The organism is Streptomyces sp. NPDC060035 (genome assembly GCF_042736635.1).
Classification (GTDB): domain Bacteria; phylum Actinomycetota; class Actinomycetes; order Streptomycetales; family Streptomycetaceae; genus Streptomyces.
In genome coordinates this window covers 237,248-263,441 of record NZ_JBHWVO010000009.1, presented here as the reverse complement: position 1 = coordinate 263,441, position 26,194 = coordinate 237,248, and the positions used below count along the sequence as shown (strand labels likewise).

Here is a 26,194-nt window from a genome sequence, read left to right as displayed (position 1 = left end):
GGCAGAGCGCCCTGCTCGCGGCCGGGCGCCCTGCTCGTGGTCGGGTGAGTGGCCGGGTGAGTGGCCGGGTGTCAGCTGCCCTGCTGCTGCTTCCACTCCGCCTGAGCCTCGTTGAGCCGCTCGGCCAGGGCTCCCAGGAACTCCTCGGCGCTCATCTTGCCGAGCAGTACCTTCTGGAAGTTCGCCTCGCTGTCCGCCTTGGACAGGGTGTTCCAGTCGGGCAGGTAGTACGGAAGCTGGACGATCTTGGTGTTGCCCGAGAACAGCGCCTCCGCGCCGAGCTTCGTGGTCTCGGCCTTGTCGATCCAGGCGTCCCCGGCAGCTTCCTCGTTGGCCGGGATCAGGCCCGCCGACTCACTGAACTTGGAGTTCGCTGCGTGGGAGGCGGCGAACTCGATGAACTTCCAGGCCGCCGCCTTGTGCTCGGACGACTTGAACAGGCCGAGACCGGAGACCGGGTTGGAGACCATCACCCTGGTTCCGTCGGCCAGTTCGGGCTGCGGGATGCCGCGGAACTTGTCGGCGCCGAGCGTGCCCATGTGGTCCTGGTAGGAGCCCAGGTTGTGGTTGAGCATGCCGATGTCGCCGGAGTCGAACTGGGCGACCATCTTGGTGAAGTCGTTGTTGAGGTCGGCCGCGGGAGTGGCCTTCTTGTACAGGCCGACGTACTTCTCCAGCGCCTCGACGTTCTTCGGGTCGTCGACCGTCGTCCTCTCCCCGGCCGCGTCCCAGAAGGAGTCGATGCCGGACTGCCCGTACATCGCGTCCAGCGCCTGGGCGATGGAGCCGGGGCCGCCGCGGATCGTGTACCCGAACACGTTCTTCTTCTTGTCCGTCAGCTTCGCGGCGGCCTTGTAGAACTCGTCCCAGGTGCCGGGCTCGCCCAGGCCGGCCTTCTCGAACAGGTCGGTGCGGTAGTACAGGACGCCGTTGGTGGCGGAGATCGGCACCGTGTACATCGCGTCCCGGCCGCCGGCCGACTTCACGTTCTCGATCATCGCCTCGTTGAGCTTGCCGCTGAGGCTGCTCTTTGCGAACCGCTCGTCCAACGGCTCCAGCGCGTCCTGCGCGGCGATGCCGGCGACCATCGCCGCCCCCACACCACCGACGTCCGGCAGACCGCCGCCCTGGATGGCGGTGTCGTACTTGGACTGCGCCTCCGTGGATGCCAGGCCCACGTACTCCACATCGAGATCCGGGTTGGCCTTCTCGAAGTCGGCGATGATCTCCTTCCAGACCGCTGTGCGGACCCCTCCGTTCTCGTCCCAGAAAACGATGCTTCCGGTACCCGTGCCTTCGCTGCCCGTCGCGCCGGCCATACCGCTGCCGTCGTCACCGCAGGCGGTGGCGGTCAGAGCCAGGGCGGAAACCAGGGAGATCGCGGAGGCGAGGCGGCGGCTGCGGTGCTTGCTCATGGTCGGCTCTCTTCTCTGAGTGCTCACTGTCAGGGATCCCCGGGGCGAGCGGGATGCCGCAGGCCGAAGCCGTACGGGACGCGCTCGGGGCGCCGTCGGGGGAATCGGATGGTGGTCTGTCAGCCCCGCGCGGCAGGCGACGTCCACGTCGCACAGGGCCCCGGCCGTCTGCCCGAACCGGCCGGAGGCTTCGGCGCCTGCTCGCGGCGCAGCCGTCCGGTGCGGGAGGGGACCGGGCTCGGGCCTGTCTGCATGGCAGATCTCAGATCTCTCGTATCGCGTCTCATATATGACATACGAAGAACAACGCGATGAAGGTAAGTCGGCCTCGTGCCGCCGTCAATGCACTGGACAAAAGAAGTTCCCGCGGGCCCGGGAGAGGTACGTGCCTGCGGGAACGTCAGACACCGGGCCGGGAGCAGGAACACGAAGCCCCTCCGCTCACGCACGGCCGGGTCCTACCGGGCCTCCGGACACACCCGCCGACGACAGCGCGAAGCGCCGGCCCGACTCCGGGGCGGGCCCGTGGGACGGGACTCCGCTGTCGCGGCGGCGGCAGCGTCGACGGGCGGCTTCGGCGGGGTGGTTGGGTTCGGCGGGGTGGTTGGGTTCGATGTGGCGGCCGGTGTGCTGGTTGCGGGCACTCAGGACGCGAGCGGGTGGGCGGGGATCGCTCAGCGCGCGGAGCGCGGCCCCTCCGTAGCGCCTGCCGTCGGACCATCCGCTCACGCATCACTCATGCCAGAGGCCGGAAACGACGGAGCGCCCCGACCGGCCGAAGCCGATCGAGGCGCTGAGCCGCAGGTCAGAGGGTGTTCCCTCGCCCCGCATCAGGTAGGCCGTGTGGGACTCGAACCCACAACCAACGGATTAAAAGTCCGCTGCTCTGACCAATTGAGCTAACGGCCCCTGAGCGATCACCCCCCGAGCATAGCCCGCCCGGACCCGGCAGCCGATCGGGTATCGGGTGCCGGGCCCTGTCGTGCCGGGGGCCGGGTGAGTCAGCCCTCCGTTTCGTCCGCAATCGCGGCCTTGTGATCCGGATCGGCCGGTTTCAGGAACCAGTGGCGGGCCGATGCCAGCCACCAGGTGGCTGCGAAGCCGAGCACCACCAGGACGGCCAGCGGGGCGTAGTTGAAGGTTTCCCAGGTGACGGGGGACACCTGGGGCAGCATGAACAGCACCGTGATCACGGCGACCCAGGCCACCGCGACGATGCCGATGGGGCGGGACCAGCGGCCCAGGTGCCAGGGGCCCGGGGTGAAGTCGTCGCCGCGCAACAGGCGGAGCAGGGTGGGGATGACGTAGGCGATGTAGAGGCCGATGACCGCGATGGACGTCACGGCCGCGTACGCGGTGACGTTGATCAGGTACGGGAGTCCGAGCGCCAGGGCGCCCAGCGCGGCCAGCCAGACCGCCGCGACGGGGGTGCGCGTGCGGGGGCTGACCGTGTGCCAGACGCGGGAGAAGGGCAGGGCTCCGTCGCGCGAGAAGGCGTAGATCATGCGGCTGTTGGCGGTGACCGAGGCCATGCCGCAGAACAGCTGGGCGCCGATGACGACGAGCAGCAGGAGCTTGCCGGTGGTGGCGCCGAGCGCGTCCAGGAGGATCTGGGCGGGTGGTGCGCCGGTCGGGGAGCTCAGCGCGCCGTCGTACGACTGGATGGCGAAGGTGAAGCCGAGCAGCAGCACGAAGCCGGCGATCCAGGAGGTCCAGATGGACTGCACGATGCCGCGCGGGCCCGCCACGGCCGCGTCGTGGGTCTCCTCCGTCATATGGGCGGAGGCGTCGTATCCGGTGAAGGTGTACTGAGCCATCAGCAGGCCGATCATCACGACGTAGAAGCCGCTGCCCCAGCCGGTGTTGTTGACGAACTCGGTGAAGACGAACGACGCCGACTGGTGCGAGTCGGGTACGAAGGTGAGGGCGCCGACGATGACGGCGACACCGACGACGTGCCACCAGACGCTGACGTTGTTGAGGACGGCGACGATGCCGACGCCGAAGGTGTTCAGCAGCCCGTGCAGGACCAGGATCGCGGCGAAGAGCAGGATCGTACGGCCGGGCGTGATCTCGAAGCCGAACTGGAGGTTCAGGTACGCCCCGAGGAAGGACGCCGCCCCGAAGTCGATCCCGGCGGTGACGGCGACCTGGCCGAGCACGTTGAACCAGCCCGCGAACCACGCCCACGCCGCCGCAGAGCGCGGCGGGGCGAGGCGGTGGGCCCAGAAGTACAGGCCGGCGGACGTCGGGTACGCCGAACAGATCTCCGCCATCGCCAGGCCGACGAACAGCGTCATCAGGCCGACGCCGACCCAGCCCCAGGTGATGAGGACCGGGCCGCCGGTGTTCATGCCGAACAGGTACAGCGTCAGGCAGCCGGAGAGCACCGAGATGATCGTGAACGAGACGGCGTAGTTGGAGAAGGCGGACATCCGGCGCGCGAGCACCTGGGTGTAACCGAGCTGGGCCAGCCGCTCCTCGTCCGTGGTGGGGGCGGGGGGACCTGATGAGACATCCGGTGGGGGCTTCGCGACCGCTGCTTCGTCGTTTGTCATGCCCCCAGCGATGCCCTCGCCGGGGGCACGGCATGCGCCCCTCACCCCACCCGTTGCCCCGCTAGAAGATCGCGGGGTAGGTGTTCCAGCCCGGCCCCACCTTGGCCCGCGCCACGAACGTGCCCGTCCCCGTGCCGTTGTACCGCCAGAGCACCCCGGCCTTGTCCCTGGCGAGCAGGTCGTTCCTGCCGTCACCCGTGATGTCACCGACGGCCGCGATGGCGTTGTACGCCTGCCAGCCGGAGCCGATCCGCACCTTGGGTGCGACCCTGCCCTTGCCCGTTCCGGCATAGCGCCACAGCACCCCGGCGCTGTCGCGGACCAGCAGGTCACCGAAGCCGTCGCCGGTCAGATCGCCCGCTCCCACGACCGTGAGTCCCTTCCAGCCGACCCCGATCTGGGTACGGGCCTTCAGCCTGCCCTTGCCGTCGCCCGGGTACAGGAAGAGGTCGCCGGTGGACTGCTGGCGGGCCAGCAGGTCCGCGATCCGGTCGCCGTTGATGTCACCGGGCGCGAACATGTCGTACGACTTCCAGCCGGAGCCGATCGTCACGTACTCCCTGGGAAGGTCGTTGCCGTCGTCCCCACACGTGCCGTCCAGCCGCATCAGCGTGCCGTCGTTCTTCGCGGCCAGGTAGTCGTTGCACCCGTCACCGGCGAGGTCGCCGGTCGGAAGGATCCTCTTCGCGGCCGTGTCCTCGAAACCCCAGTAGGCGTTGAGCGGGCCGACCGTGCCGGGGAGCTTTCCCCGGCGCTGCCCGAGCATGCCGTCCTCCACGGCGACGAAGAGATCACCGAGCCCGTCCCGGCCGAAGTCCCGCCAGGCGGGGGCGCCCTGGCTCAGGGCGACCTCGCCGCTGCGGACCAGCGCGGCGCCGTGACCGTCGGCCGGCTGCACGGTCAGTCTCCAGCCGTAGCGGCCGTTGACGGCGAGTGGGCCGCCGTCGGTGCGGCCGTCCCAGTTCGCCGGGAGCAGGCCCCGCACCTCGCCCCCCGTGACCGTGCGGACCACCTTCCCGGTCCGCAGGTCCGTGAACACGGCCGCCCAGGAGGCGGCGGGCTTGGAGAGCTTCGCCTCGTACATCCAGGGATGCTCCCGGCCGGGCTGGCCCGCCCAGGACTCCACGCCGGCCGACAGCGGCTGGGTAGGTACCCCGGTCGGCACGATGTGCACCCGCTGCCCGGCGTCCACGTAGGCGAAATGGCCGCCGTACTTGTCCACCGTCCACGCCACCCGCCGCTGCGGGTTCTCCGTCGCGGGCAGGTCCCCGACCACGCGGGTCACCGCCGCGCCGGTCGCCGCCGAGGACACCAGGTCGGTCAGCACCAGCTTTCCGGCCGCCTTGTCGTGGCGTACGAGATATCCGTCCCCCAGGAGTGCCTCGCCGACGGGCACGACCTGCGACTTGCCCGTCGTACGGTCGAACACCCCGGCGCCGCCGGTACCCGCGCACGTCCAGTACAACCAGCGTCCGAGTGCCTGCAGTTCGTCCGGGGCGCAGTTCGATCCGAGGGAGAGTGTCGCCGTGGTCCGGCGCGTGGCGAGGTCGTACGAGGTGACCGTGCCCGGCGTCGTCCCGGCGCTCCACAACGTGCCGTCCCATACGGCGGATGCCACAGGCGTCCTGGTCAGTACCTTCTCGGCGCCGGCACTCCGGTAGACGATCTGCTGATTCGAGACCTGGTGCGTGTAGACGGTGTAGGCGCCGTCGGTGTCGGTGATCGTTCCGCCGGAGAGGCCCGTACGGAACGAGACCGTACGGGATATGTCCACTTCATCACCACCTGACGCATGCCGCCTCAGGAACACGGGTTCGCCCGCCGAAGTGCCGTGGATCGCGTAGCAGTCCGGGTCCTGCGGTCCACATTCGGTCTCGAACGAGATGAACGAGTCGGACGCGGGTCCGTAGGTGGGAGTTCCCTGGACCGCGAGCTCCCGCTCGGTGCCTTTACGAAGCGATACCGGACGGGAGACGGCGGTCAGCCTGCCCGCGGCAAGGCCGATTCCCTCCAGCCCCACCGGCAGTGCGGACAGGTCGACCGCACGGGTGGCCTGCGGAACCCCGTCCGGCCCCTCCACGACGCGGTACATCCCCCACATGGTGTCCGTCGCGTAGCCGGTGGCTCCGCCGACGACCGCGGCGGAACCGTCCTGGGCCGCCGCGATCTCCGTCCTGGCGTTCTTGAGCACCTGCCGGGGCGCGCCACCGTCGAGAGGCGTGGCCATCAGGGAGCTGCCCCCCTTGTTGTGCAGCAGCCAGTCGCCGACGACGGCGAGGTGGTAGCCACTGCGCTCGGTGGGCGCCGGTGAGGTGAGGACCTTCGGCGTGGCCCCCAGGTCCGAGCGGGGAACCACGCTGATCGTGGAGTCCGCGCCGTACGAGTACCAGACCACGTACCGGGGCGTCAGAAGGTATCCGGGCGCGACCCCCTGTATGCGGGCGGAGCTACCACTCAGGTGCGCGGTCTCGAGGTCGACCAGCGCCATCCGGCCGACCCCCTCGTGGATGAAGCGCAGCAGGACGCCGTTCTCGTCGCCTGCCGCGGCCGTCGAGGACAGCCAGTACGTGGCGCCCTCGGGGAGGCCGGTGACCGTACGGTCCCGCGTCGTGCCGTCCGCCCGTACGTCGAGGAGGTGTGCCTCGGGAGTCGCCGTGGTGGTCGTCCCGCCGGATTCCGTGGTCACCAGTTTCACGGCGACGACCGTGTGCCCGTAGACGCCGGAGAAGGTGAGTCCCTCGGGGATCGTCACGAACGTCGTGGTGCCCGCCACCATGTCGCGCAGCTCGACCTCGTCCGCCCGCTGATAGGCGATCGTGTCGGTTCCGGTCCCGTACACCCGGTTGACGGTGCCACTGCCCGTCGGGCCCGCGGGGAAGTGGGCGCCGTCGGAGAAACGCGTCCAGCGGTAGCCGACCGCGCCGGATGCGCGGTTGAAGACGCCCAGTTCGCCCACGCCGTCCGCCTCGCGGGCACCGCCCGTGGAGACGAGGTTGAAGGGCTGCACGGAGCCGCGCAGCGTGGCCGGCACCACCACGGGGTCGGCCGCTGCGGCCGTCGCGGCCGGGGCAGCGTTCCGTGCCGCCTGCGGAGCACCGGCGGCCGCCGGTGACAGGCCCGCGGTGACGGACAGTACGAGTGATGCGGCGATGACGCCGGAGCTGAGGGCACGGTGGGCCACTCGGGTTCCTCCCCTGGACTGATGAGCACGCAGGCATGGAGGAGGAAGGAAAAGCGGTCATCGGAACTGAACGGCTTCCGGGCGCATTCGGCCGCTCGGGCCTGCCCCCCTGCACGTACCCCCCACGCGAGTGGACGGATCCTAACAGGATCTTCACAGAGATGGGGGGAAGTTTCGAACCCGTTCAACACCGCAGGGCCGTACAACACCGCAGGGCCCGTACAACACCGAAGTGTCGTACGGGCCCTGCGGATCAGTCGGTCAGCGACGGTCAGCCGTTGCGCTTCCAGCGCGGCTTGTCGTCACGGCGGCCGAAGGTACCGGTGCCGGTACCCGTGCCGGTGCCACCGCGGTGGCCGGCCGGACGGTCGGAGCCGCCACCGGCGCGGAAGCCGCTCGAGGGACGGTCGTCGCGGCGGTCACGGTTGACCGGACGGTCGCCGCTGCCGGAGCGGAAGCCGCTCGAGGGACGCTCGTCACGACGGTCACGGTTGAACGCCGGGCGGTCGTTGTCACGGTTGAACGCCGGGCGGTCGTTGTCACGACGCTCGAAAGGACGGCCACCACGGTCGTCACGACGCTCGCCGCCACCGGAGCGGAAACCGCCCGAGGGACGCTCGTCACGACGGTCACGGTTGAACGCCGGGCGGTCGTTGTCACGACGCTCGAAAGGACGGCCACCACGGTCGTCACGACGCTCGCCGCCACCGGAGCGGAAACCGCCGGACGGACGGTCGTTGCTGCCGCGGAACGACGGACGGTCGCTGCTGCCGCGGTAGCCGTTGCCGCCGGCGGGACGGCCACTGCGCTCGCCGACACGGTCGTTGCTTCCGCGGTATCCACCACGGTCGCCACCGCGGTCGCCACCACGGTCGTCACGGCGGCCGTAGTTGCCCCGGTCGTCGCGACGGTCGTCGCGCGCGGCCGGCTGCTCGGGGACGGACACAGCGGCGATGAGCGCGGCCTCGGCCTCGGCGGCGACCTCGGCCACCGCTGCCTCCGGGTCGTCGCCCCGCTCGCGGGCGGCACGGGCGACCAGGCGGTCGGCCTCCTCGCGCAGCTCGACGGCGCGGCGCTGGATGCGCTCCAGCTGCTTGGTGAGGTCGGCGGCCTCGCGCTCGGCCTGCTTGGCCGCGTTGTTCGCGGAGTCGGCCTGGACCTCGGTCAGCGAACGGGCGCCGGTGATCTCGGCGACCTCCGGCTCGAAGACGCCCGCGCCCTGCACGATGTGGCGCGAGGCGTCGACGCCCGCGTCCTCCATGAGGCGGAAGATCTGACGGCGCTGGTGCGGCAGCGCCAGCGAGACGACGACACCGGACTTGCCGGCGCGGGCGGTACGGCCCGAGCGGTGCAGGTAGTCCTTGTGGTCGCCGGCCGGGTCCACGTTCAGGACCAGGTCGATGCCGTCGACGTGGATGCCGCGGGCGGCGACGTCGGTGGCGACGAGCGCGTTGACGAGGCCCTTCTTGAAGTCCTCGAGCACACGGGTACGGGCGCCCTGCGTCATGCCGCCGTGCAGCGCGTCGGCCTTCACGCCGGACTCGATGAGCTGCTCGGCGATACGGTCGGCGCCCAGCTGGGTGCGGACGAAGATGATCGTGCGGCCCTTACGGGCGGCGATCGCGGCCGTGACCGGCGCCTTGTCCTTCGGCTTCACGACGAGGACGTGGTGCGACATGGTCGAGACGTTGCCCTGGGCGCTGTCGACCTCGTGGGTGACCGGGTTGCTCAGGTAGCGCTTGACGAGCGTGCCGATCTCGTTCTCCATGGTGGCGGAGAAGAGCATGCGCTGGCCGCCGCCGGGGATCTGGTCGAGCAGCTCGGTGACCTCGGGCAGGAAGCCCAGGTCGGACATCTGGTCGGCCTCGTCGAGGACCGCGACCTGAACGTTCGCCAGGGAGCAGGCGCCGCGGTTGATGATGTCGCGCAGACGGCCCGGGGTGGCGACGAGGACGTCGACACCGCGCTCCAGCGCGTAGATCTGGTTGCTCATCGACGTACCGCCGCAGACGACCTTCATCTTCAGGCCGAGGACGTCGCCGTAGGGCTGCAGTGCGTCCGCGACCTGCATCGCGAGCTCACGGGTCGGCGTGAGGATGATCGCGCGGGGCTTCTTCTTCTCGGTGTGACCGCCGGCCAGCGAGGCCAGGGTCGGCAGACCGAAGGAGAGCGTCTTGCCGGAGCCGGTACGGCCGCGGCCGAGGATGTCCTTGCCGGCCAGGGCGTCCGGAATGGTCGCTGCCTGGATCGGGAAGGGGGCGGTCACACCGTTCTGAGCGAGCTTGCGGACGATGCCGTCCGGCAGTCCGAGCGAGGAGAACGTGACGGTCGGCTCGGCGTCGGCGGCGTCCTCGATGACCTCGGAGGCCTCGTCGGACGCCTCTGCGGCGTCGGCGGGGACCTCTGCGGCGTCGGCGGGGACCTCTGCGGCGGCAGGGGCCTGGGGCTCGGCGGGAGCCTCCACGACGGCCTCAGCGGCCTCGGGAGCCGCGGCCACTACGGCCTCGGCGAGCTCCACGAGCTCGTTGTTCTCGACGTTCTCGGGCATGACGGTGTTCTCAGAACTGGAAATTGACATGCGAAATGCGAAACCTTCCGGAGTCTCGGCACGCGCCCATAACTCCGTGATTCGCAATTTCGACCGCCTCAATGCGGTCCAGCCACGGCAAGGGAGAGTACGCGCCACACGGCGCTCTTCTGTGTCGGCGCCGGGCAATGGGATCAAGCGATCTACTACCATACGCACCCTCCCCCACTTTGCGCAAACCACACCCACTCACACCCGCGTGACCTGCGGTGATGTCTCCGGAGTGGGCGACGCCTCCACTCTCTCCCGCACGCCCAGCGCATCATCGCGGAACCGTGCGGCGGGCGAAGCGGAGGGCTCCTCCGGCGGCTGTGAAGGATCGGGGTCGGGAGCGGGCGGGGGCTGCTCCGGAGTCACCGGCGGGGGCGGCGGCTCGCCGGGTCCCGGGGTGCTGGGCTCCGGGGTGGACAGATGCCCGCCCAGGGTCGGCACCGGGGTGCCGGGGGCGGGTGCCGGACGGGAATCCCCCGCGGCTGCGGACGAGGCTGCCCCGGACGCGGCCGGGGCCGGCTTGCGGGCGCCGTGCCGTTCGGACTGCGCCCCGGCGTGGCCACCGCCGCCGAAGCCGGCCCGGCCCGAGCCGGGCCCGGTGTCACCGCCCGGCTCGGCCGACGCCCCCTTCTGCCCGGCCGGACGCGAGGGAACCGGTTTCCCGGCGTCCCCGCCGACGCTCATACAGCCTGTGGACACGGCGATCGTCAGCGCGGTGACGGCTGCCCAACGGACGGGGGCGGACAACTGGCGCACGGGGTGGCACCTCCGGGGCGGGAGACTGCGGAGCAGGGAACAGATCGGGGGCGATGTGTTCAACTCCCCCGACCCCGCCGGGGACACGCGCGGACACAACACCCGCACACGCCCCGGGCGCTCCCGGGTCACCCGCCGAAGCCGCCGAAGCCCGCCGAGCCACCCGAGCCCGCCGAGCCCGCCGAGCCCGCCGAGCCATCGAAGCCCCCTGCGAGTTCCGCGCCCAGGAACACAGCCCCGAGCCCCACCAGCAGGGACGCCACCACATTGGCCGCCGCCAGGAAGCCCCGGCCGGTCTCGGCCAGCCGCAGCGTCTCGTACGAGAACGTCGAGTACGTCGTCAGCGCCCCGCACAGCCCCGTACCCAGCAGTGCGTACGTATGTGCGGATACAGCGGCCCCCGTCAGCACCCCGAGCAGCAGGCTGCCCGCCGCATTGACGGTGAAGGTCCCCCACGGGAACACGTACGGCAGTCCCGCCCCGTGCCGGGCCTGCACCGCACGGTCCGTCAGATAGCGCAAGGGCGCACCGACGGCACCTCCGATGACGACCAGCAGCCAGTTCACGCTGCCCGCGCCCGCCGGCGCCCGTCCACCAGTACCCGCGTGAGCGCGGCCGCCCCCCACACGGCCCCGAGCGCCGCCAGGACCGTCGCCAGCGCGTACGCCATCGCCACGAACACCTCCTGACGCACCATCAGTTTCGACACGTCGGCGGCGTACGTCGAGAAGGTGGTGAACCCGCCGAGCACCCCGACCCCCAGGAACGGCCGTACCAGCGGATGGGTGACCGTCCCCCGCTCGGCGACCAGCACCATCAGCACCCCGATCAGGGCGCAGCCCGTCACATTGACGACGAAGACGGCCCAGGGGAACGCCCCCTCGGCAGCCGGCCACGTCAAGGACGCCGCGTACCGGGCCGTGGCACCCAGCGCGCCCCCCGCCGCGATCACCGCCGGAACCTGCCACCTACCGGCCCCCTCGGTCTCCGCGCGCTGCGCAGGTACGGAGAGATCGACGTCCGGGTCGATGACCGGCCGGCGGCCGGGGGCGGGCTCCTGCGTGCTCACCCGTACCCCAGCGCGTGCAGCCGCTCGTCGTCGATGCCGAAGTGGTGGGCGATCTCGTGGACCACCGTGACCTCGGTCTCGGCGACGACGTCCTCGCGCGACTCGCACATCCGCAGCGTCGGCCCGCGGTAGATGGTGATCCGGTCCGGCAGCACCCCGGCGTACCACTCACCGCGATCGGTGAGCGGCGTGCCCTCGTAGAGCCCCAGCAGATCGGGATCCCCGGGCTCCGGTTCGTCCTCGACGAACACCGCGACGTTGTCCATCAGCCGCATCAGTTCCGGCGGGACCCGGTCAAGAGCCAGGCTCACCAGCTCTTCGAACTCCTCGCGCGTCATCTCCAGCACCCCGCCATTGTCACGTACGAGCGGTCGCAGCGGGCGGGCCGCACCGGCCGGATCGGCAGCCCGCACCGTCCGGACAGCCACCCGCCCGGCCCACGCCTCCCACGCGGTCCGCATGCCCGGCATCCAACCGGGGCATACGGGCCCAATGGCCCGCGACCCGTTCCGCGCCGCAGTCGTCCGCATCCGGCACCACTACAGCGCCCGCTCCACCGCCCCCGTCAGCACGCTCGCCGCCGCCCCGCACCCGTACACACGCGTGCTCGGCCTGCTCGCCGTCGTCGTGCTGGGGGCCTGGCTGGGGCTGCTGATCGTCGGCAGTGTGCGTACGCCGGTGGGGCCCATGGACACGACCATGACCCTGCGCCCCTCACTCAGCGGCGGCACCAAGATCAACGTGTCGCCGCTCGGCGCCCTGGAACTGAAATCCCACATCGCCCCGGTCCGGCTCGACGTCGACGTCGACCAGCTGGATCCGGAGCGCTCCCAGGACCTGGTCAAGCACCCCGAACGCCTCTCCGGCCTCCAGGACGAGGTCACCGGGGACGTCGCCGCCGGCACCCGGGAGCTCGCCGTCCGCTCCTGCGTGGCCGTCGTCTCCGGTGCCACCGCACTCGGCCTCGCCGTCTACCGCCGCCCGCGCCGCGCACTGGCCGCCGGAGGGCTCGCACTGGGCCTCCTGGCCGCATCGGGCGTCAGCGCGTACGCCACCTGGAATCCGAAGTCCGTCCTGGAGCCCAAGTTCTCCGGGCTCCTCTCCAGCGCCCCCTCGGTCGTCGGTGACGCCCGCTCGATCGTCACCGAATTCGACGTCTACCAACAGGAACTGGCCCGGCTCGTCACCAACGTCACCAAGCTGTACGACGCCACGTCCACGCTCCCCGTGTACCGGCCGGACCCCGCCACCATCCGGGTCCTGCACGTCTCCGACGTCCACCTCAACCCCGCCGCCTGGCACATCATCGACTCGCTCGTCGAGCAGTACGAGATCGACGTGATCATCGACTCGGGCGACACGATGGACCACGGCGCGGCTGCCGAGAACGGCTTCCTGGACCCCATTCGCGACCTCGGCGCGCCCTACGTGTGGGTGCGGGGCAACCACGACTCCGACATCACCCAGGCCTACCTGAAGAACCTCAAGAACGTGCACGTCCTCGACGAGGGCAGCGCCGTGAACGTCGCCGGCCTGCGGATCGCGGGTACGGGTGACCCCCAGTTCACCCCCGACCGCTCGCGCCCCACCGGCGGCAGGGCGGCCGAGGAGCTGGCGGGCATGCGGCTCGCCTCCGCACTGCGCGACCAGCAGCGGGCAGGCACCCCGGTCGACATCGCGGTGGCCCACGACCCGAACGCGGCACGGCAGACCGACGGCACCGTTCCGCTCGTCCTGGCCGGCCATGTGCACCACCGGGTGAACGAACTGCTGAAGCTGGGTACGCGACTGAAGGTCGAGGGCTCCACGGGCGGCGGCGGGCTGCGCGCCGTGCAGAACGAGAAGCCGGAGAAGGTGCGCGCCTCGGTGCTCTATCTGGACCGCGCCACGCGGCACCTGCAGGCCTGGGACGAGATCACCCTGGGCGGTCTGGGCCTGACGACGGCCGAGGTCAGCCGCCATCTTCCGGAGGAGAACCTGGCGAGTCCCTCGCCCTCCCCGACGCTCCCCACGCCCTCTCCGTAAACCGTTTTGGCGATACCTCCCCGCATCCCATATGCTTCTCACGTCCCCGACGCGCTGGAAAGCGCGCAGGTGGGCCCTTAGCCCTCATCGTCTAGTGGCCCAGGACGCCGCCCTTTCAAGGCGGTAGCACGGGTTCGAATCCCGTTGGGGGCACGCTTTACTGTGTGCGAGACTCGTCTCGCACATTGCTTGGTCCTGTGGAGCAGTTTGGAGTGCTCGCCACCCTGTCAAGGTGGAGGCCGCGGGTTCAAATCCCGTCAGGACCGCTGCAGCCCGTACGAGCTGCGTGGCTGGGTAGCTCAGTTGGTACGAGCGATCGCCTGAAAAGCGATAGGTCGCCGGTTCGATCCCGGCCCCAGCCACCACCCGAAGGCCCCGTCCGATGGACGGGGCCTTCGTCGTGTCAGGCCACTTCCTCTTCCTTCCGTCCGTTGCGCCGCCGCCACGCCTGCCCCCCGAGGATCAGCAGCACCACCGACGCCACGGCTCCCAACGCCAGTGCGTCGGGCACCCGTCGGCCGATGCGCTGGGCCCACTGCTCGACGGCGAACGAGTCGTCGACGTCCAGCAGCCCGGGCAGCGCGGTCGTCCCGTCGTACAGGAGGAAGAGCACCCCGAGTCCGGCGAAGAACAGACCGGAGAGCAGGGACGTGGTGTGCAGTTCGAAGCGGCCTGCTCGCAGGGTCCGGCCACGCAGCCAGGCCCGGCGGCCGAGATCGAAGCGTTCCCAGAGCAGCGCGAGCACGAACAGCGGAACGGCCATGCCCAGCGCGTAGACGGCGAGCAGCAGTCCGCCGTAGACGGGGCTGCCGCTGACGGCCGCTACGGTGAGGACGCTGCCGAGGATCGGGCCCGCGCAGAAGCCGGCCAGCCCGTAGACCGCGCCCAGGGCGTAGACGGAGAGCGCGGTCGTGGGGCGGATCCGGCCGCTGAGGGCGGCGATCCGGCGGGAGGCGAAGCCCAGGCCCACGATCTGCGCGAGGCCGAGCCCGATGATCAGCCAGCCCGCACCGAGGACCAGGGCATCGCGGTGCCCGTGGAAGAGCCGTCCGGCGTACGAGCCGGCGGCGCCGAGCGGTACGAGGGTGGTGGCGAGGCCGGCGTAGAAGATGCCGGTGCGGGCCAGGAGCCGTGAGGCGGAGTCGATGGAGTAGGCGAAGAAGGCGGGGAGCAGCAGCGCGCTGCACGGGCTGACGAGGGCGAGCAGCCCGCCGAGCAGGGCCGCGAAGTATCCGATGTCCGGGGTCACTTCGCGGGGTCCCCGGCGCTGCCCACATTGGCTGCCTCGGCCGCTGCCGCTTCGATCGCCCGGGTGAAGACGGCCATCGGCTGGGCTCCGGCCACGGGGCGGCCGTTGATGAGGAACGACGGAGTGAACGTGGCGCCGATTCCGTACGCCTCTTCCTGGTCCCTGCCGACCGCTTGCGCGGCGGCCTTGCTGTCGGTGTCGCGCACGAAGCGGTCGAGGTCCTTGACGCCGGCCTGCTGGGCGATGGCCCTGAGGCGGTCCTTGCCGAAGCCCTTCTCCTTGGCTCCCTCGGCGTACGCGGCCCGGTGGAAGGCCCGGAAACGGTCCTGCTGTCCTGCCGCCCAGGATGCGCGTGCGGCGGCCTCGGACTCCTTGCCGAAGATCGGGAAGTTGCGCCACTCGATGCGCAGGGTGCCGTCGCCGACGTACTTCTTGATCAGTGCGGGTTCGGTGTCCCGGGCGAACTTTCCGCAGTAGCCGCACTTGAAGTCGGCGTACTCGATGACGACGACGGGGGCGTCGGTGCGGCCCTGGGCCAGCTTGTCACCCGCGTCGCGCCGGGCCAGTTCCGCCAGTTCCGCGTACATGTCGGCGTCCGGTTCCGCGCTCGTGCCGGCGGCGGTGGTGCCGGAGGCGGCGCCGTCGGGGGCGGTGGCCCGGTAGGAGACGTAGCCGAGCAGTCCTGCGGCGAGGACGACGACGGCGCCGAGGGCGAGCGGCTTCTTGGATGTCGGGCGGGTGGGCGTGGGCATGCGGCACTCCGTGCTGGTGCGTGGGGGTTCTGCGGGAGAAGGAAGAGGGAGGCGGCTCCGCCTACACCCTCAGCACGGAGAGTTCGACGGGTGTGGGTGTGGCGGGACCCGGACCGCGTACGGCGAGCCGCACCGGCAACGGGACCCGGCCCCGGTCGGTGGCGGGCAGGCCCCCTGCGGCGGGACCGGGCGCCTGGTCGTGCGGGGCGCGGGTCCGGGCCGGGAGGACGGGGTCGGTGCCGTCGTGGTCCCTGTTCCGGTCGCAGCCCGGTATGCCCGTGTTCCCGGCGGCGCTCACGGCCCGGACGGTGCCCGTGCCGGTGTCCACCGCCGTCGCCGCGGGCGCGCAGAACAGCCCCAGTACGACTGCGAGCACTGCCGTCAGGCAGCACCACCGCGCACGGGACATGGGACCGCCTTGGGCGAGGTACGGATGATCAGTTGCCCGAAATGGTACGTGCTGTGATCCCGCGCGCCCTCTCGGTCACCGACGCGGTGCCCGATCGCTCCACCGGCCGTGTGACGGAACCCGCGTGAAATGCGGTCGTGGGGAATTCGTTCGCCACTCTTCGTGCCCGGGTGAGATCCTGGGATCCGTATGTCTACTTCCTTTGCCGATCTCCAGTCCCAGCTCGGGCAGCTCTCACTCCGCGACGCGCACCGGCTCGGCCGTCGTCTCGAGGGTGCCCGCCGCATCCGTAAGCCCGAGGACCGACAGTCCGCGCTGGACGAGATCGCGGCCGAGGCCGGAAAAGCAGCCGGGCGGCTCGCAGGACGCGCCGCCCGGATGCCGGTCCTGTCGTACCCGGAACAGCTCCCGGTCAGCCAGAAGAAGGACGAGATCCTGGAGGCGATACGCGACCACCAGGTCGTGATCGTCGCGGGTGAGACCGGCTCCGGCAAGACCACGCAGATCCCCAAGATCTGTATGGAGCTGGGGCGGGGCGTCCGGGGCATGATCGGGCACACCCAGCCCCGCCGGATCGCGGCCCGTACGGTCGCCGAGCGGGTCGCCGACGAGCTGAAGACCCCGCTCGGCGAGGCCGTCGGCTGGAAGGTGCGTTTCACCGACCAGGTGAACCCGGACGCGACGTTCCTGAAGCTGATGACGGACGGCATCCTGCTGGCCGAGATCCAGACGGACCGCGAGCTTCTCGCGTACGACACGATCATCATCGACGAGGCCCACGAGCGGTCACTGAACATCGACTTCCTGCTGGGCTATCTGGCCCGGCTGCTGCCCAAGCGCCCCGATCTCAAGGTCGTCATCACTTCGGCGACCATCGACCCGGAGCGCTTCGCCAAGCACTTCGGCGCGGCGCCGATCGTGGAGGTCAGCGGGCGTACGTACCCGGTCGAGGTGCGCTACCGGCCTCTCCTCGAAGAGGACAGCGAGGACTCCGACCGCGACCAGATCACCGCGATCTGCGACGCCGTCGACGAGCTCCAGTCGGAAGGGCCCGGCGACGTCCTGGTCTTCCTCTCCGGCGAGCGGGAGATCCGCGACACCGCGGACGCGCTGAACAAGAGGAATCTCAGACATACCGAGGTGCTCCCCCTCTACGCGCGCCTCTCGCACGCCGAGCAGCACCGCGTGTTCCAGCGCCACACAGGCCGCCGGATCGTTCTGGCAACGAATGTCGCGGAGACCTCGCTGACGGTCCCCGGCATCAAGTACGTGATCGACCCGGGCAACGCCCGTATCTCCCGCTACAGCCACCGCACCAAGGTCCAGCGGCTGCCGATCGAGCGGATCTCGCAGGCCAGCGCCAACCAGCGCAAGGGCCGCTGCGGCCGTACCTCGGACGGCATCTGCATCCGGCTGTTCTCCGAGGACGACTTCCTGACCCGTCCGGAGTTCACCGACCCGGAGATCCTGCGCACCAATCTCGCCTCCGTCATCCTCCAGATGACCGCGGCAGGTCTCGGCGACATCGAGAAGTTCCCCTTCATCGACCCGCCGGACCACCGCAACATCCGCGACGGCGTGCAGCTCCTCCAGGAGCTGGGTGCGCTGGATCCCGAGGAGAAGGATCCGAAGAAGCGGCTCACCCCGCTGGGCCGCAAGCTCTCGCAGCTGCCCGTGGACCCGCGCCTGGCCCGCATGGTCATCGAGGCCGACACGAACGGCTGCGCCCGCGAGGTCATGGTGATCGCCGCGGCGCTCTCCATCCAGGACCCGCGCGAGCGGCCCTCGGAGAAGCAGACGCAGGCCGACCAGCAGCACGCCCGTTTCAAGGACGAGACGTCCGACTTCCTGGCGTTCCTGAACCTGTGGCGCTACATCCGGGAGCAGCAGAAGGAGCGGGGCTCCTCCAGCTTCCGCCGGATGTGCAAGCAGGAGTACCTGAACTTCCTGCGCATCCGGGAGTGGCAGGACATCTACGCGCAGCTGCGTACGGTCGCCAAGCAGATGGGCATCCAGCTCAACGAGGAGGACGCGCCGGAGCAGTCGGTGCACACCTCGCTGCTGGCCGGCCTGCTGTCGCACATCGGGCTGAAGGACACCGAGAAGAACGAGTATCTGGGCGCCCGCAGCGCCAAGTTCGCGATCTTCCCCGGGTCCGCGCTGTTCAAGAAGCAGCCGCGTTTCGTGATGTCGGCGGAGCTGGTCGAGACGTCCCGGCTCTGGGCGCGGGTCAACGCGAAGGTCGAGCCGGAGTGGATCGAACCGCTCGCCCAGCACCTGCTGAAGCGCACCTACAGCGAGCCGCACTGGGAGAAGGACCAGGCGGCGGTGATGGCGTACGAGCGGGTCACGCTGTACGGAGTACCGATCGTCGCCCAGCGCAAGATCAATTTCGGCCGCATCGACCAGGAGGCGTCCCGCGATCTGTTCATCCGGAACGCCCTGGTCGAGGGCGACTGGCGTACGCACCACCAGTTCTTCCATGACAATCGCAAACTGCTCGGCGAGGTCGAGGAGTTGGAGCACCGCGCCCGGCGCCGCGACATCCTCGTGGACGACGAGACGCTCTTCGATTTCTACGATCAGCGGATCCCGGAGCACATCGTCTCGGGGGCGCACTTCGACTCCTGGTGGAAGCACAAGCACCGCGAGGAGCCGGACACGCTCGACTTCGAGCGCTCGATGCTCATCAACGAGAAGGCATCCGCGGTCACCAAGGACGACTACCCGGACTCCTGGCGGCAGGGGAAGCTCAAGTTCCGGGTGACGTACCAGTTCGAGCCGGGGGCGGACGCGGACGGCGTGACCGTCCACATCCCCCTCCAGGTGCTCAACCAGGTCACCTCCGAGGGCTTCGACTGGCAGATCCCGGGGCTGCGCGAGGAAGTGGTCACCGAGCTGATCCGCTCGCTGCCCAAGCCGATCCGCCGGCACTACGTCCCGGCCCCGAACTACGCGACGAAGTTCCTGGACCGGGCCGTCCCCCTCCAGGAGCCCCTGCCGCTCACGCTCGCCCGTGAGCTGCAGCGGATGGTCGGCGTCCCGGTCACGGCCGACGACTTCGACCTCTCCCGCATCCCGGACCACCTGAAGATCACCTTCCGGATCACCGACGAACGGCGCCGCAAGGTCGCCGAGGACAAGGACCTGGAAGCACTGAAGGTCCGGCTGCGCCCGAAGGCCCGTCAGGCCCTCTCCCAGGCCGCGGCGGCCACCGCGGGCCCCTCGGGCGAGTCCATCGAGCGTTCGGGCCTCACGGACTGGACGATCGGCACCCTGAACCGGATCTTCGAGACCCGGCGGGCCGGCCAGCCGGTGAAGGCGTACCCGGCGCTGGTCGACCAGGGCGCGACCGTCGCCGTACGGCTCTTCGACACCGAGGCCGAGCAGCAGCAGGCGATGTGGCGCGGCACCCGCAGGCTGATCCTGCTGAACATCCCGGTGAACCCCGCGAAGTTCGCCTCGGACACGCTCACCAACCAGCAGAAGCTGGCCCTGTCCCGCAATCCGCACGGCTCCATCCAGGCGCTCTTCGACGACTGCGCGACGGCTGCCGCGGACCGGCTGATCGCCGCGCACGGCGGCCCGGCCTGGGACGAGGCGTCCTTCCGGAAGCTGTACGACAAGGTGCGCGCGGATCTGGTGGACCTGACCGTGCGCACGATCAAACAGGTGCAGCAGATCCTGGCGGCCTGGCAGGCCTGCGAGCGCCGGCTGAAGGCCACGAACAGCATGGTCCTGATCAACAACGTCACGGACGTACGGGACCACCTCGCCCGCCTCGTACCGCCGGGGTTCGTCACCGCGACCGGACTGCGCAGGCTGCCCGACCTGATGCGCTACCTGGTCGCAGAGGACCGCCGGCTGCAGCAGATGCCGACGAACGTCCAGCGCGACACCACGCGCATGGAGAAGGTCCACGAGATGCAGGACGAGTACGCCTGGCTGCTCGAACAGATGCCGCAGGGACGGCCGGTGCCGCAGGACGTCCTGGACATCCGCTGGATGATCGAGGAGCTGCGGGTGAGCTACTTCGCGCACGCCCTGGGCACGGCGCAGCCCGTTTCGGACAAGCGGATCGTGAAGGCGATCGACGCGGCGGCACCGTGAATCGACCCCTTTCAGCGCCGTAACGGGTCCGCCACCATGGGTGAGTTCGACCTGGCCCTCGGACCTCCTGTAGAGTCTGTTTTCGCAGCCAGCCGCAAGGCAGCCGCGAAAACCTGGTCCTGTGGAGCAGTTTGGAGTGCTCGCCACCCTGTCAAGGTGGAGGCCGCGGGTTCAAATCCCGTCAGGACCGCATAGGACGAAAGCCCGGATCCAATGGATCCGGGCTTTCGTGCGTCTTGACGTCGCCATCCGTCCCGGGTAACCCCTTAGAACAGAGACTGCCCCTGTTTCCTTCGGCGCGGGGCAGCCCGGCCCACCGGGAGGTCGCACGCATGTCTGCGCCCGCGGCACGGCACGAGACCCGCGCGCTGCTGCGCGCCCACCTGGCGGCCTCATCCGGCTACCGGCACCTCACCAGCCACTGTCCGATCTGCCATCGCCTGCTGCGGCTCGCCATGGAGCCCGTGACGGCCCCACAGGCGCCGTACGCAACCCCGGGGCACGGCAGTGCCCCTGAACCGACCGGCGCGTCCGAAAACTCCGCCCAAGCCCCCGAGAGGGGTGCCGGCGCGGCACCCGCACCCCCCGCCCCACCGACGCCGGACGGGAACGGGCCAGGGGCCGGAGAGGGGAACGAGGGTGGGGGCGGCGACGAAGGCCCTCGCGCGACCTGACCATCGGCCGCCGTCATCCGCCTCCGGGCGGTGAAAGGCCTTTAGTTGGCCGGGCGCACCGTTGGCAAGACAGGGCCGGTGTGACGGGAGTCACCGAACGGGTTTTGAGAAGTGGGGACTTTACTCCCTTCCTACAACTAGCGAATTTAATATGTGCAATTGCACTGCTCATGAGGCACATCCCGGACCGTTCCGTCCGAGCTGCCCCACGACGTCCGGGACCCACCCGAACAGGCCCGAACAGGCCCGCCCACAGTCATACGCCGACCCTCGCGGAAACCGACCCGTCGGCCCGTTCGGGCGCCCACGGAGTGGCAGGCAGGCAAACGGGCGGAGGAGCGGGCGGAGCGGACGGACAGGGGCGGACGGGCAGGCAGGGACGGACAGCCGGGCAGAGGCGCGCAGGGGGAGACCGGCAGGCGGACGGACATGCGGGCATAAAAAAAGATCGCGCTGGACCCGGCGGAGTCCAGCGCGATCAAACGACGCACCCTTATTGCGCAGGTATGACGCCCGTTGGGGCAGGCGTCCGTCGTGTGGAGCTATAGGCGGGCACTGAGGGTTGGGGGACCCGGCAGTAACCCTGTTATGGCTGCGGCGGCAGGGGTGTGTCAGGCCTCGCTGCGCTGCTGCGGAATACCCGCAAGCAGTGCGCGGACCTCTGCCTCGCGGTACCGGCGATGTCCACCGAGCGTGCGGATGGACGTGAGCTTGCCAGCCTTGGCCCACCGGGTGACCGTCTTCGGGTCCACGCGGAACATCGTGGCAACCTCAGCCGGGGTCAGCAGCGGCTCGGCATCAGGGGTGCGAGCGGTCATGAGCGGCCTCCTCGGGAGAACCGAACCATCTCGGTTCTTTCCTCTAAATTCTGCACCTTGACCCGCGTTGCCCGAAATGGCGGACGCGGGCCGAGTCGGTTATAGGACGAACGGCTTGTCCTCGGCACTACAACTACACCATCCGTCCAGCCACGTCGGCCAAACCGATGGAATTGCCCTCCCAGGTGTTCATCAGCGACGGAAGCCGATGGACCATGCCATAGCGGACAGTCACGCCCCAGTAACGATCAGTCACAGGACGATCAGGAGTCATCAGAAGTCGTCAGACCCCCCATAGCGTGCAATGTCGAGCATTCCACCCATAGTTGGGCGAACAGAGTCCTCCCCGGACTCCTTGTCCTATTTTGGCATGAGGAGTAGGGAAGGACGCAAGGGCCCCGTAAGTGCTATCCATCACGCTTGAGGCAAAGGCCCGGTTCAGGACGTAGGTCCTGGGCCTCGCGGAGCAGCCTCCCGCCCCGCATGTCACACGCGTCACACAGGTTGCGGGTTCACGGCTCGTCAGTTCCCCTCAGGGCATCCCGTTCACCTCCGCCCGGCACCTTCGGCATCCGCCTATGCCGGACACCTCACGGGATGTCTCTTCCCTGCCGATCACACCCCTATGCGACGGTTGGTGTGATTTCACACAGGTTGGGAGTCGTCAGTTGGCGGACTGCCGGTCCCGTACCGCCCGCCACCGCTCGGCGAGACGCCCGTACGCGACACCCGCCGCGTCGCTGTCGCCGGCCCGCAGGGCCGCGATGCCCTCGGCCACATCCGCTGCCGACCGGTCGCCGGCGAGCTGCTCACGGGGCAGCGCGTGCACCAGGCCGCCGTAGTCCAGTTCCACCAGGGCGCGCGGATGGAACTCCTCGAGCCATCGGCCCACATCCACCAGGCCCTCGGTCAGCGGCCCTTCGTCGACCGTCTCGCGCAGCGTCCTGAGCGCCCGCGCCAGCCGCCGCCGCGCCTGCACCATCGGCGTCCGGTAGCGCAGCAGGGGCTGGGCACCGTCGGCATCCGCCTCGACGTACTCGCGCTCCTCGTCGTCGAACAGGACGAACCAGCGCACCGGGACATGCCACACCGTGGTCCGGATCCAGGGCCGGGCATCCGGGTTCCGCTCCGCCCACCGCTCGTAGTCCGCGATCGCCTGCCCCCGCACCACCGGGGGCAGCACCGCGTCCAGCACCGTGGCCGGAAACAGCCCTCCGAGTTCTTCCAGCGCCAGCCAGCCACGCATCCGGGTCCGCCACGGACAGACGCACACCGCCCCGTCCAGCTCCGCGACGAAGGCGTCCCCGCTCTCGTGCACGGGCACCCCCACCGGCGGGGTGGGCACCAAGTCCGCCAGCGAGCGACGCAGTTCGTCCTGTGCCGTGGGGAGGACGGAACGCTGCGCGTAGCGCGCCCAGTGGCTGCGTTCGGGCTCCCGGAAGGCGGCCAGCGGCTCGTACACCCGCAGGTAGGACGTGTAAGGGACGAGCACTGAAGACACCACCGACATGCAGCAAATCGTGTCACGCCGATACTCCGCCAGGGGGTGATCCTCGGCACTGAAACAGATCTACGTGTCCCGAGGACTTACGCTCTTGCCCAGCCGGACCGGCCGTGCCGGTCGGTCCGGGGCCCTCCCCACCTTCAGGAGGGTCTTCCGCCGCTTCGTACTTGGGAGTCACCACAGTGACCAATCTGACCGACGGCGTCCTGCACACCCTGTTCCACTCGGATCAGGGAGGCCACGAGCAAGTCGTGATCTGCCAGGACCGTGACAGCGGCCTCAAGGCCGTCATCGCCCTCCACTCCACCGCCCTGGGCCCCGCCCTCGGCGGCACCCGTTTCTATCCGTACGCCTCCGAGGAGGAGGCCGTCGCGGATGCGCTGAACCTGTCACGCGGCATGTCGTACAAGAACGCCATGGCCGGCCTGGACCACGGGGGCGGCAAGGCCGTCATCATCGGCGACCCGGACACGATCAAGTCCGAACAACTGCTCCTGGCCTACGGCCGGTTCGTGGCCTCGCTCGGCGGTCGCTATGTGACCGCCTGTGATGTCGGTACGTACGTCGCCGACATGGACGTCGTCGCCCGGGAGTGCCGCTGGACCACCGGCCGCTCCCCCGAGAACGGCGGCGCGGGGGACTCCTCCGTCCTCACCGCGTTCGGCGTCTTCCAGGGCATGCGCGCCTCCGCCCAGCACCTGTGGGGCGACCCCACGCTGCGCGGCCGCAAGGTGGGTGTCGCGGGCGTCGGCAAGGTGGGCCGCCACCTGGTCGAGCATCTGCTCGGCGACGGCGCCGAGGTCGTCATCACGGATGTGCGCGAGGACTCCGTACGCCGGATCACCGACCTGCATCCCGAGGTCGCCGTGGCCGCGGACACCACCGCGCTGATCCGTACCGAGGGCCTCGACATCTACGCCCCGTGCGCACTCGGCGGAGCGCTGAACGACGACACCGTGCCCGTGCTCACCGCCCAGGTGGTGTGCGGCGCGGCCAACAACCAGCTCGCGCACCCGGGTGTCGAGAAGGACCTCGCCAACCGCGCGATCCTGTACGCACCCGACTACGTGGTGAATGCCGGTGGCGTGATCCAGGTCGCCGATGAGCTCCACGGTTTCGACTTCGACCGGTGCAAGGCGAAGGCTGCAAAGATCTTCGACACCACGCTGGCCATATTCGCACGTGCGAAGGAGGACGGGATCCCGCCGGCCGCTGCGGCCGACAGGATCGCCGAGCAGCGCATGGCCGAGGCCCGTCGGCGCTGACACGTCACCCGATTCACCCGATGGCAATCGGCCCGTCACCGGACTGTGCAGTGCCGGTGACGGGCCGGTGGCGGCCCGGTGCCCGGCTGGTGCCCGGCCGGTGCGCCGGGCGGGGAGACAAGACTCACCCCGGTCGGCGGGTCGGTCGTCCGCAAGAGGTTAAAATCGCGGTTGACCAGCGAGGACGGGCTCCTCGCCGGTCCTGTACCGAGGCACGTGATGCGGGCGGCGTACCGTATGGCCGAGGAAGCAGGTACCGTTAAAGCCACGGGCGCGGTCTCTCAGCCGAGAGTCCGTCCTGAAACATGAACGCGTGTCAAGACTCTGGGGCCGTCGAGCCCCGTCACCGAGGGGGTCGAGCCATGGGGCGCGGCCGGGCAAAGGCCAAGCAGACTAAGGTCGCCCGTCAGCTGAAGTACAGCAGCGGCGGGACTGACCTGTCGCGTCTGGCCAATGAGCTGGGCGCATCACCTTCGAGTCAACCACCGAACGCTGAGCCGTTCGAGGACGACGACGAGGAAGATGACCCGTACGCACAGTACGCGGATCAGTACAACGACGACGAGGACGCGGACGAGGACGAACAGTCCGGTCCGTCGTCACAGCGCCGCGGCGCTTGACCTCGCGCTGACACATCAACCCGGTCCGGGCCTGCCCGGACCGGGTTCTGTGCTGTCCCGGTGCGGACGGCTGGTGCTGCCCCCGCCCTACGCCGGTCCGGTGTGTGCCGGACCGGCGTTCGTGGCGTTCTACCGTGCGTAGCTGCCGGTCAGCTCGGCGCCCGTGGTGTGTGCACCGCGGGCGGTGATCTCACCCGCGACCCAGGAGTCGACACCCCGGTCGGCCAGGGTCGTGAGCGCGGCGTCCACCGAGTCGGCGGGGACGATCGCGATCATGCCGACGCCCATGTTGAGCGTCTTCTCGAGCTCCAGCTGTTCGACCTGTCCGGCCTTGCCGACCACGTCGAAGACGGCGCCGGGCGTCCACGTCGAACGGTCGACCGTGGCGTGCAGCGAGTCCGGGACGACCCGGGCCAGGTTGTTGGCCAGGCCGCCGCCGGTGACGTGGCTGAAGCCGTGCACCTCGGTCGTACGGGTCAGCGCCAGACAGTCCAGGGAGTAGATCCTGGTGGGCTCCAGGAGCTCCTCGCCGAGCGTCCGGCCGAACTCCTCGATCTCACGGTCCAGGGCCCAGCCGGCCCGGTCGAAGACCACGTGGCGCACGAGCGAGTACCCGTTGGAGTGAAGACCGGACGACGCCATCGCGATCACGGCGTCACCCTTACGGATACGGTCCGGGCCCAGCAGCCGGTCGGCCTCGACCACGCCCGTACCGGCGCCCGCGACATCGAAGTCGTCGGGGCCGAGCAGGCCCGGGTGCTCGGCGGTCTCGCCGCCGATCAGCGCGCAGCCTGCCAGGACGCAGCCTTCGGCGATGCCCTTCACGATGGCCGCGACACGCTCGGGATGCACCTTGCCGACACAGATGTAGTCGGTCATGAAGAGCGGTTCGGCACCGCAGACGACCAGGTCGTCCACGACCATGCCGACGAGGTCGTGGCCGATCGTGTCGTACACGCCCATCTGCCGGGCCAGATCGACCTTCGTGCCCACGCCGTCGGTGGCGGAGGCAAGCAGCGGGCGCTCGTAGCGCTTGAGTGCCGAGGCGTCGAAGAGGCCGGCGAATCCGCCGATGCCCCCCAGGACCTCGGGGCGCTTCGTCTTCTTCACCCACTCCTTCATCAGCTCGACGGCGCGGTCACCGGCTTCGATGTCGACGCCCGCCGCCGCGTAGGAAGCACCTGTTGTCTCAGACATTGCCCGGGATCTTT

General features: G+C 69.9%; 19 protein-coding genes, 5 tRNA genes and 1 pseudogene. 9 read left to right on the top strand and 16 right to left on the bottom strand.

Translation table 11 applies throughout. The features are described 5' to 3' along the window. Positions 1-71: 71 nt before the first annotated feature. From ACFWBQ_RS17380 to ACFWBQ_RS17335, 10 genes and pseudogenes are all read right to left on the bottom strand, one after another. On the bottom strand, positions 72-1,415 hold the full coding sequence (locus tag ACFWBQ_RS17380) for an ABC transporter substrate-binding protein (RefSeq protein ID WP_385489114.1): 1,344 nt from the start codon (positions 1,413-1,415) through the stop codon (positions 72-74). A gap of 441 nt (positions 1,416-1,856) precedes the next feature. Beyond that, positions 1,857-2,144, bottom strand: a complete 288-nt coding sequence (locus tag ACFWBQ_RS17375; RefSeq protein WP_385489111.1) for a hypothetical protein — start codon at positions 2,142-2,144, stop codon at positions 1,857-1,859. A gap of 106 nt (positions 2,145-2,250) precedes the next feature. Beyond that, positions 2,251-2,324: transfer RNA gene (locus ACFWBQ_RS17370), tRNA-Lys, on the bottom strand. Between the two features lie 92 nt (positions 2,325-2,416). After that, the gene (locus tag ACFWBQ_RS17365) at positions 2,417-3,973 is read right to left on the bottom strand and encodes an amino acid permease (RefSeq protein ID WP_385489108.1); all 1,557 of its coding nucleotides are present in this window, start codon (positions 3,971-3,973) and stop codon (positions 2,417-2,419) included. 61 nt (positions 3,974-4,034) lie between these two features. Then, positions 4,035-7,154, bottom strand: coding sequence for an FG-GAP-like repeat-containing protein (locus ACFWBQ_RS17360; RefSeq protein ID WP_385489105.1), 3,120 nt, complete (start codon positions 7,152-7,154; stop codon positions 4,035-4,037). 271 nt (positions 7,155-7,425) lie between these two features. Next, entirely contained in the window at positions 7,426-9,732 is a 2,307-nt protein-coding gene (locus tag ACFWBQ_RS17355; protein ID WP_385489102.1) for a DEAD/DEAH box helicase, read from the bottom strand. A gap of 198 nt (positions 9,733-9,930) precedes the next feature. Beyond that, complete coding sequence (locus tag ACFWBQ_RS17350; protein ID WP_385489099.1) at positions 9,931-10,488, bottom strand: hypothetical protein; 558 nt, start codon at positions 10,486-10,488, stop codon at positions 9,931-9,933. Positions 10,489-10,682: 194 nt separating this feature from the next. Further along, a pseudogene (locus tag ACFWBQ_RS17345) lies at positions 10,683-11,054 on the bottom strand (fluoride efflux transporter FluC); the annotation flags it as partial. After that, the gene (locus ACFWBQ_RS17340; protein ID WP_385489097.1) at positions 11,051-11,557 is read right to left on the bottom strand and encodes a fluoride efflux transporter FluC; all 507 of its coding nucleotides are present in this window, start codon (positions 11,555-11,557) and stop codon (positions 11,051-11,053) included. The pseudogene ACFWBQ_RS17345 and the gene ACFWBQ_RS17340, both read right to left, overlap by 4 nt. Then, positions 11,554-11,904 (bottom strand): metallopeptidase family protein, encoded by a 351-nt coding sequence (locus ACFWBQ_RS17335; protein ID WP_385489188.1) that lies wholly within the window; start codon positions 11,902-11,904, stop codon positions 11,554-11,556. The genes ACFWBQ_RS17340 and ACFWBQ_RS17335 overlap by 4 nt, the downstream gene beginning before the upstream one ends. Before the next feature lie 145 nt (positions 11,905-12,049). Here ACFWBQ_RS17335 and ACFWBQ_RS17330 point away from each other — a divergent pair, with 145 nt between their 5' ends. From ACFWBQ_RS17330 to ACFWBQ_RS17315, 4 genes are all read left to right on the top strand, one after another. Further along, positions 12,050-13,582: a metallophosphoesterase gene (locus ACFWBQ_RS17330; protein ID WP_385489094.1), complete on the top strand. Its 1,533-nt coding sequence runs from the start codon at positions 12,050-12,052 to the stop codon at positions 13,580-13,582. 80 nt (positions 13,583-13,662) lie between these two features. After that, positions 13,663-13,735: transfer RNA gene (locus ACFWBQ_RS17325), tRNA-Glu, on the top strand. Between the two features lie 38 nt (positions 13,736-13,773). Then, positions 13,774-13,848: transfer RNA gene (locus ACFWBQ_RS17320), tRNA-Asp, on the top strand. Between the two features lie 22 nt (positions 13,849-13,870). After that, a tRNA-Phe gene (locus ACFWBQ_RS17315) sits at positions 13,871-13,947 on the top strand. Between the two features lie 38 nt (positions 13,948-13,985). Here the strand turns inward: ACFWBQ_RS17315 and ACFWBQ_RS17310 are convergent. The 3 genes from ACFWBQ_RS17310 to ACFWBQ_RS17300 all read right to left on the bottom strand — a co-directional run bounded on the left by ACFWBQ_RS17310 (position 13,986) and on the right by ACFWBQ_RS17300 (position 15,992). After that, a complete protein-coding gene (locus ACFWBQ_RS17310) occupies positions 13,986-14,831 on the bottom strand; it encodes a cytochrome c biogenesis CcdA family protein (RefSeq protein ID WP_385489091.1) in 846 nt (281 codons plus the stop codon). Next, positions 14,828-15,583, bottom strand: coding sequence for a DsbA family protein (locus ACFWBQ_RS17305; RefSeq protein WP_385489089.1), 756 nt, complete (start codon positions 15,581-15,583; stop codon positions 14,828-14,830). Before ACFWBQ_RS17305 ends, ACFWBQ_RS17310 begins: the two co-directional genes overlap by 4 nt. Positions 15,584-15,644: 61 nt before the next feature. Beyond that, positions 15,645-15,992 carry a hypothetical protein gene (locus tag ACFWBQ_RS17300; protein ID WP_385489086.1) on the bottom strand — a complete coding sequence of 116 codons (348 nt, stop codon included), beginning with the start codon at positions 15,990-15,992 and terminating at the stop codon, positions 15,645-15,647. Positions 15,993-16,181: 189 nt separating this feature from the next. On the opposite strand from ACFWBQ_RS17300, the gene hrpA reads away from it, so the two are divergent. The 3 genes from hrpA (at position 16,182) to ACFWBQ_RS17285 (ending at position 20,776) form a co-directional block, all read left to right on the top strand. After that, on the top strand, positions 16,182-20,102 hold the full coding sequence (gene hrpA, locus ACFWBQ_RS17295; protein ID WP_385489083.1) for an ATP-dependent RNA helicase HrpA: 3,921 nt from the start codon (positions 16,182-16,184) through the stop codon (positions 20,100-20,102). Positions 20,103-20,217: 115 nt separating this feature from the next. After that, a tRNA-Asp gene (locus tag ACFWBQ_RS17290) sits at positions 20,218-20,292 on the top strand. A 142-nt stretch (positions 20,293-20,434) separates the two neighbouring features. Continuing rightward, positions 20,435-20,776 carry a DUF6274 family protein gene (locus ACFWBQ_RS17285; RefSeq protein ID WP_385489081.1) on the top strand — a complete coding sequence of 114 codons (342 nt, stop codon included), beginning with the start codon at positions 20,435-20,437 and terminating at the stop codon, positions 20,774-20,776. Between the two features lie 611 nt (positions 20,777-21,387). Here the strand turns inward: ACFWBQ_RS17285 and bldC are convergent. Continuing rightward, positions 21,388-21,594 carry a developmental transcriptional regulator BldC gene (bldC, locus tag ACFWBQ_RS17280; protein ID WP_003949541.1) on the bottom strand — a complete coding sequence of 69 codons (207 nt, stop codon included), beginning with the start codon at positions 21,592-21,594 and terminating at the stop codon, positions 21,388-21,390. A 664-nt stretch (positions 21,595-22,258) separates the two neighbouring features. Beyond that, a complete protein-coding gene (locus tag ACFWBQ_RS17275) occupies positions 22,259-23,104 on the bottom strand; it encodes a hypothetical protein (protein ID WP_385489079.1) in 846 nt (281 codons plus the stop codon). Positions 23,105-23,280: 176 nt separating this feature from the next. Between ACFWBQ_RS17275 and ACFWBQ_RS17270 the strand changes: the two genes are divergently transcribed. After that, the gene (locus ACFWBQ_RS17270; protein ID WP_385489076.1) at positions 23,281-24,363 is read left to right on the top strand and encodes a Leu/Phe/Val dehydrogenase; all 1,083 of its coding nucleotides are present in this window, start codon (positions 23,281-23,283) and stop codon (positions 24,361-24,363) included. 362 nt (positions 24,364-24,725) lie between these two features. Next, positions 24,726-24,983, top strand: coding sequence for a DUF3073 domain-containing protein (locus ACFWBQ_RS17265; RefSeq protein ID WP_376372000.1), 258 nt, complete (start codon positions 24,726-24,728; stop codon positions 24,981-24,983). Between the two features lie 129 nt (positions 24,984-25,112). Here ACFWBQ_RS17265 and purM read toward each other — a convergent pair whose 3' ends face one another. Then, a complete protein-coding gene (gene purM / locus ACFWBQ_RS17260) occupies positions 25,113-26,180 on the bottom strand; it encodes a phosphoribosylformylglycinamidine cyclo-ligase (protein WP_385489073.1) in 1,068 nt (355 codons plus the stop codon). Positions 26,181-26,194: the final 14 nt, after the last annotated feature.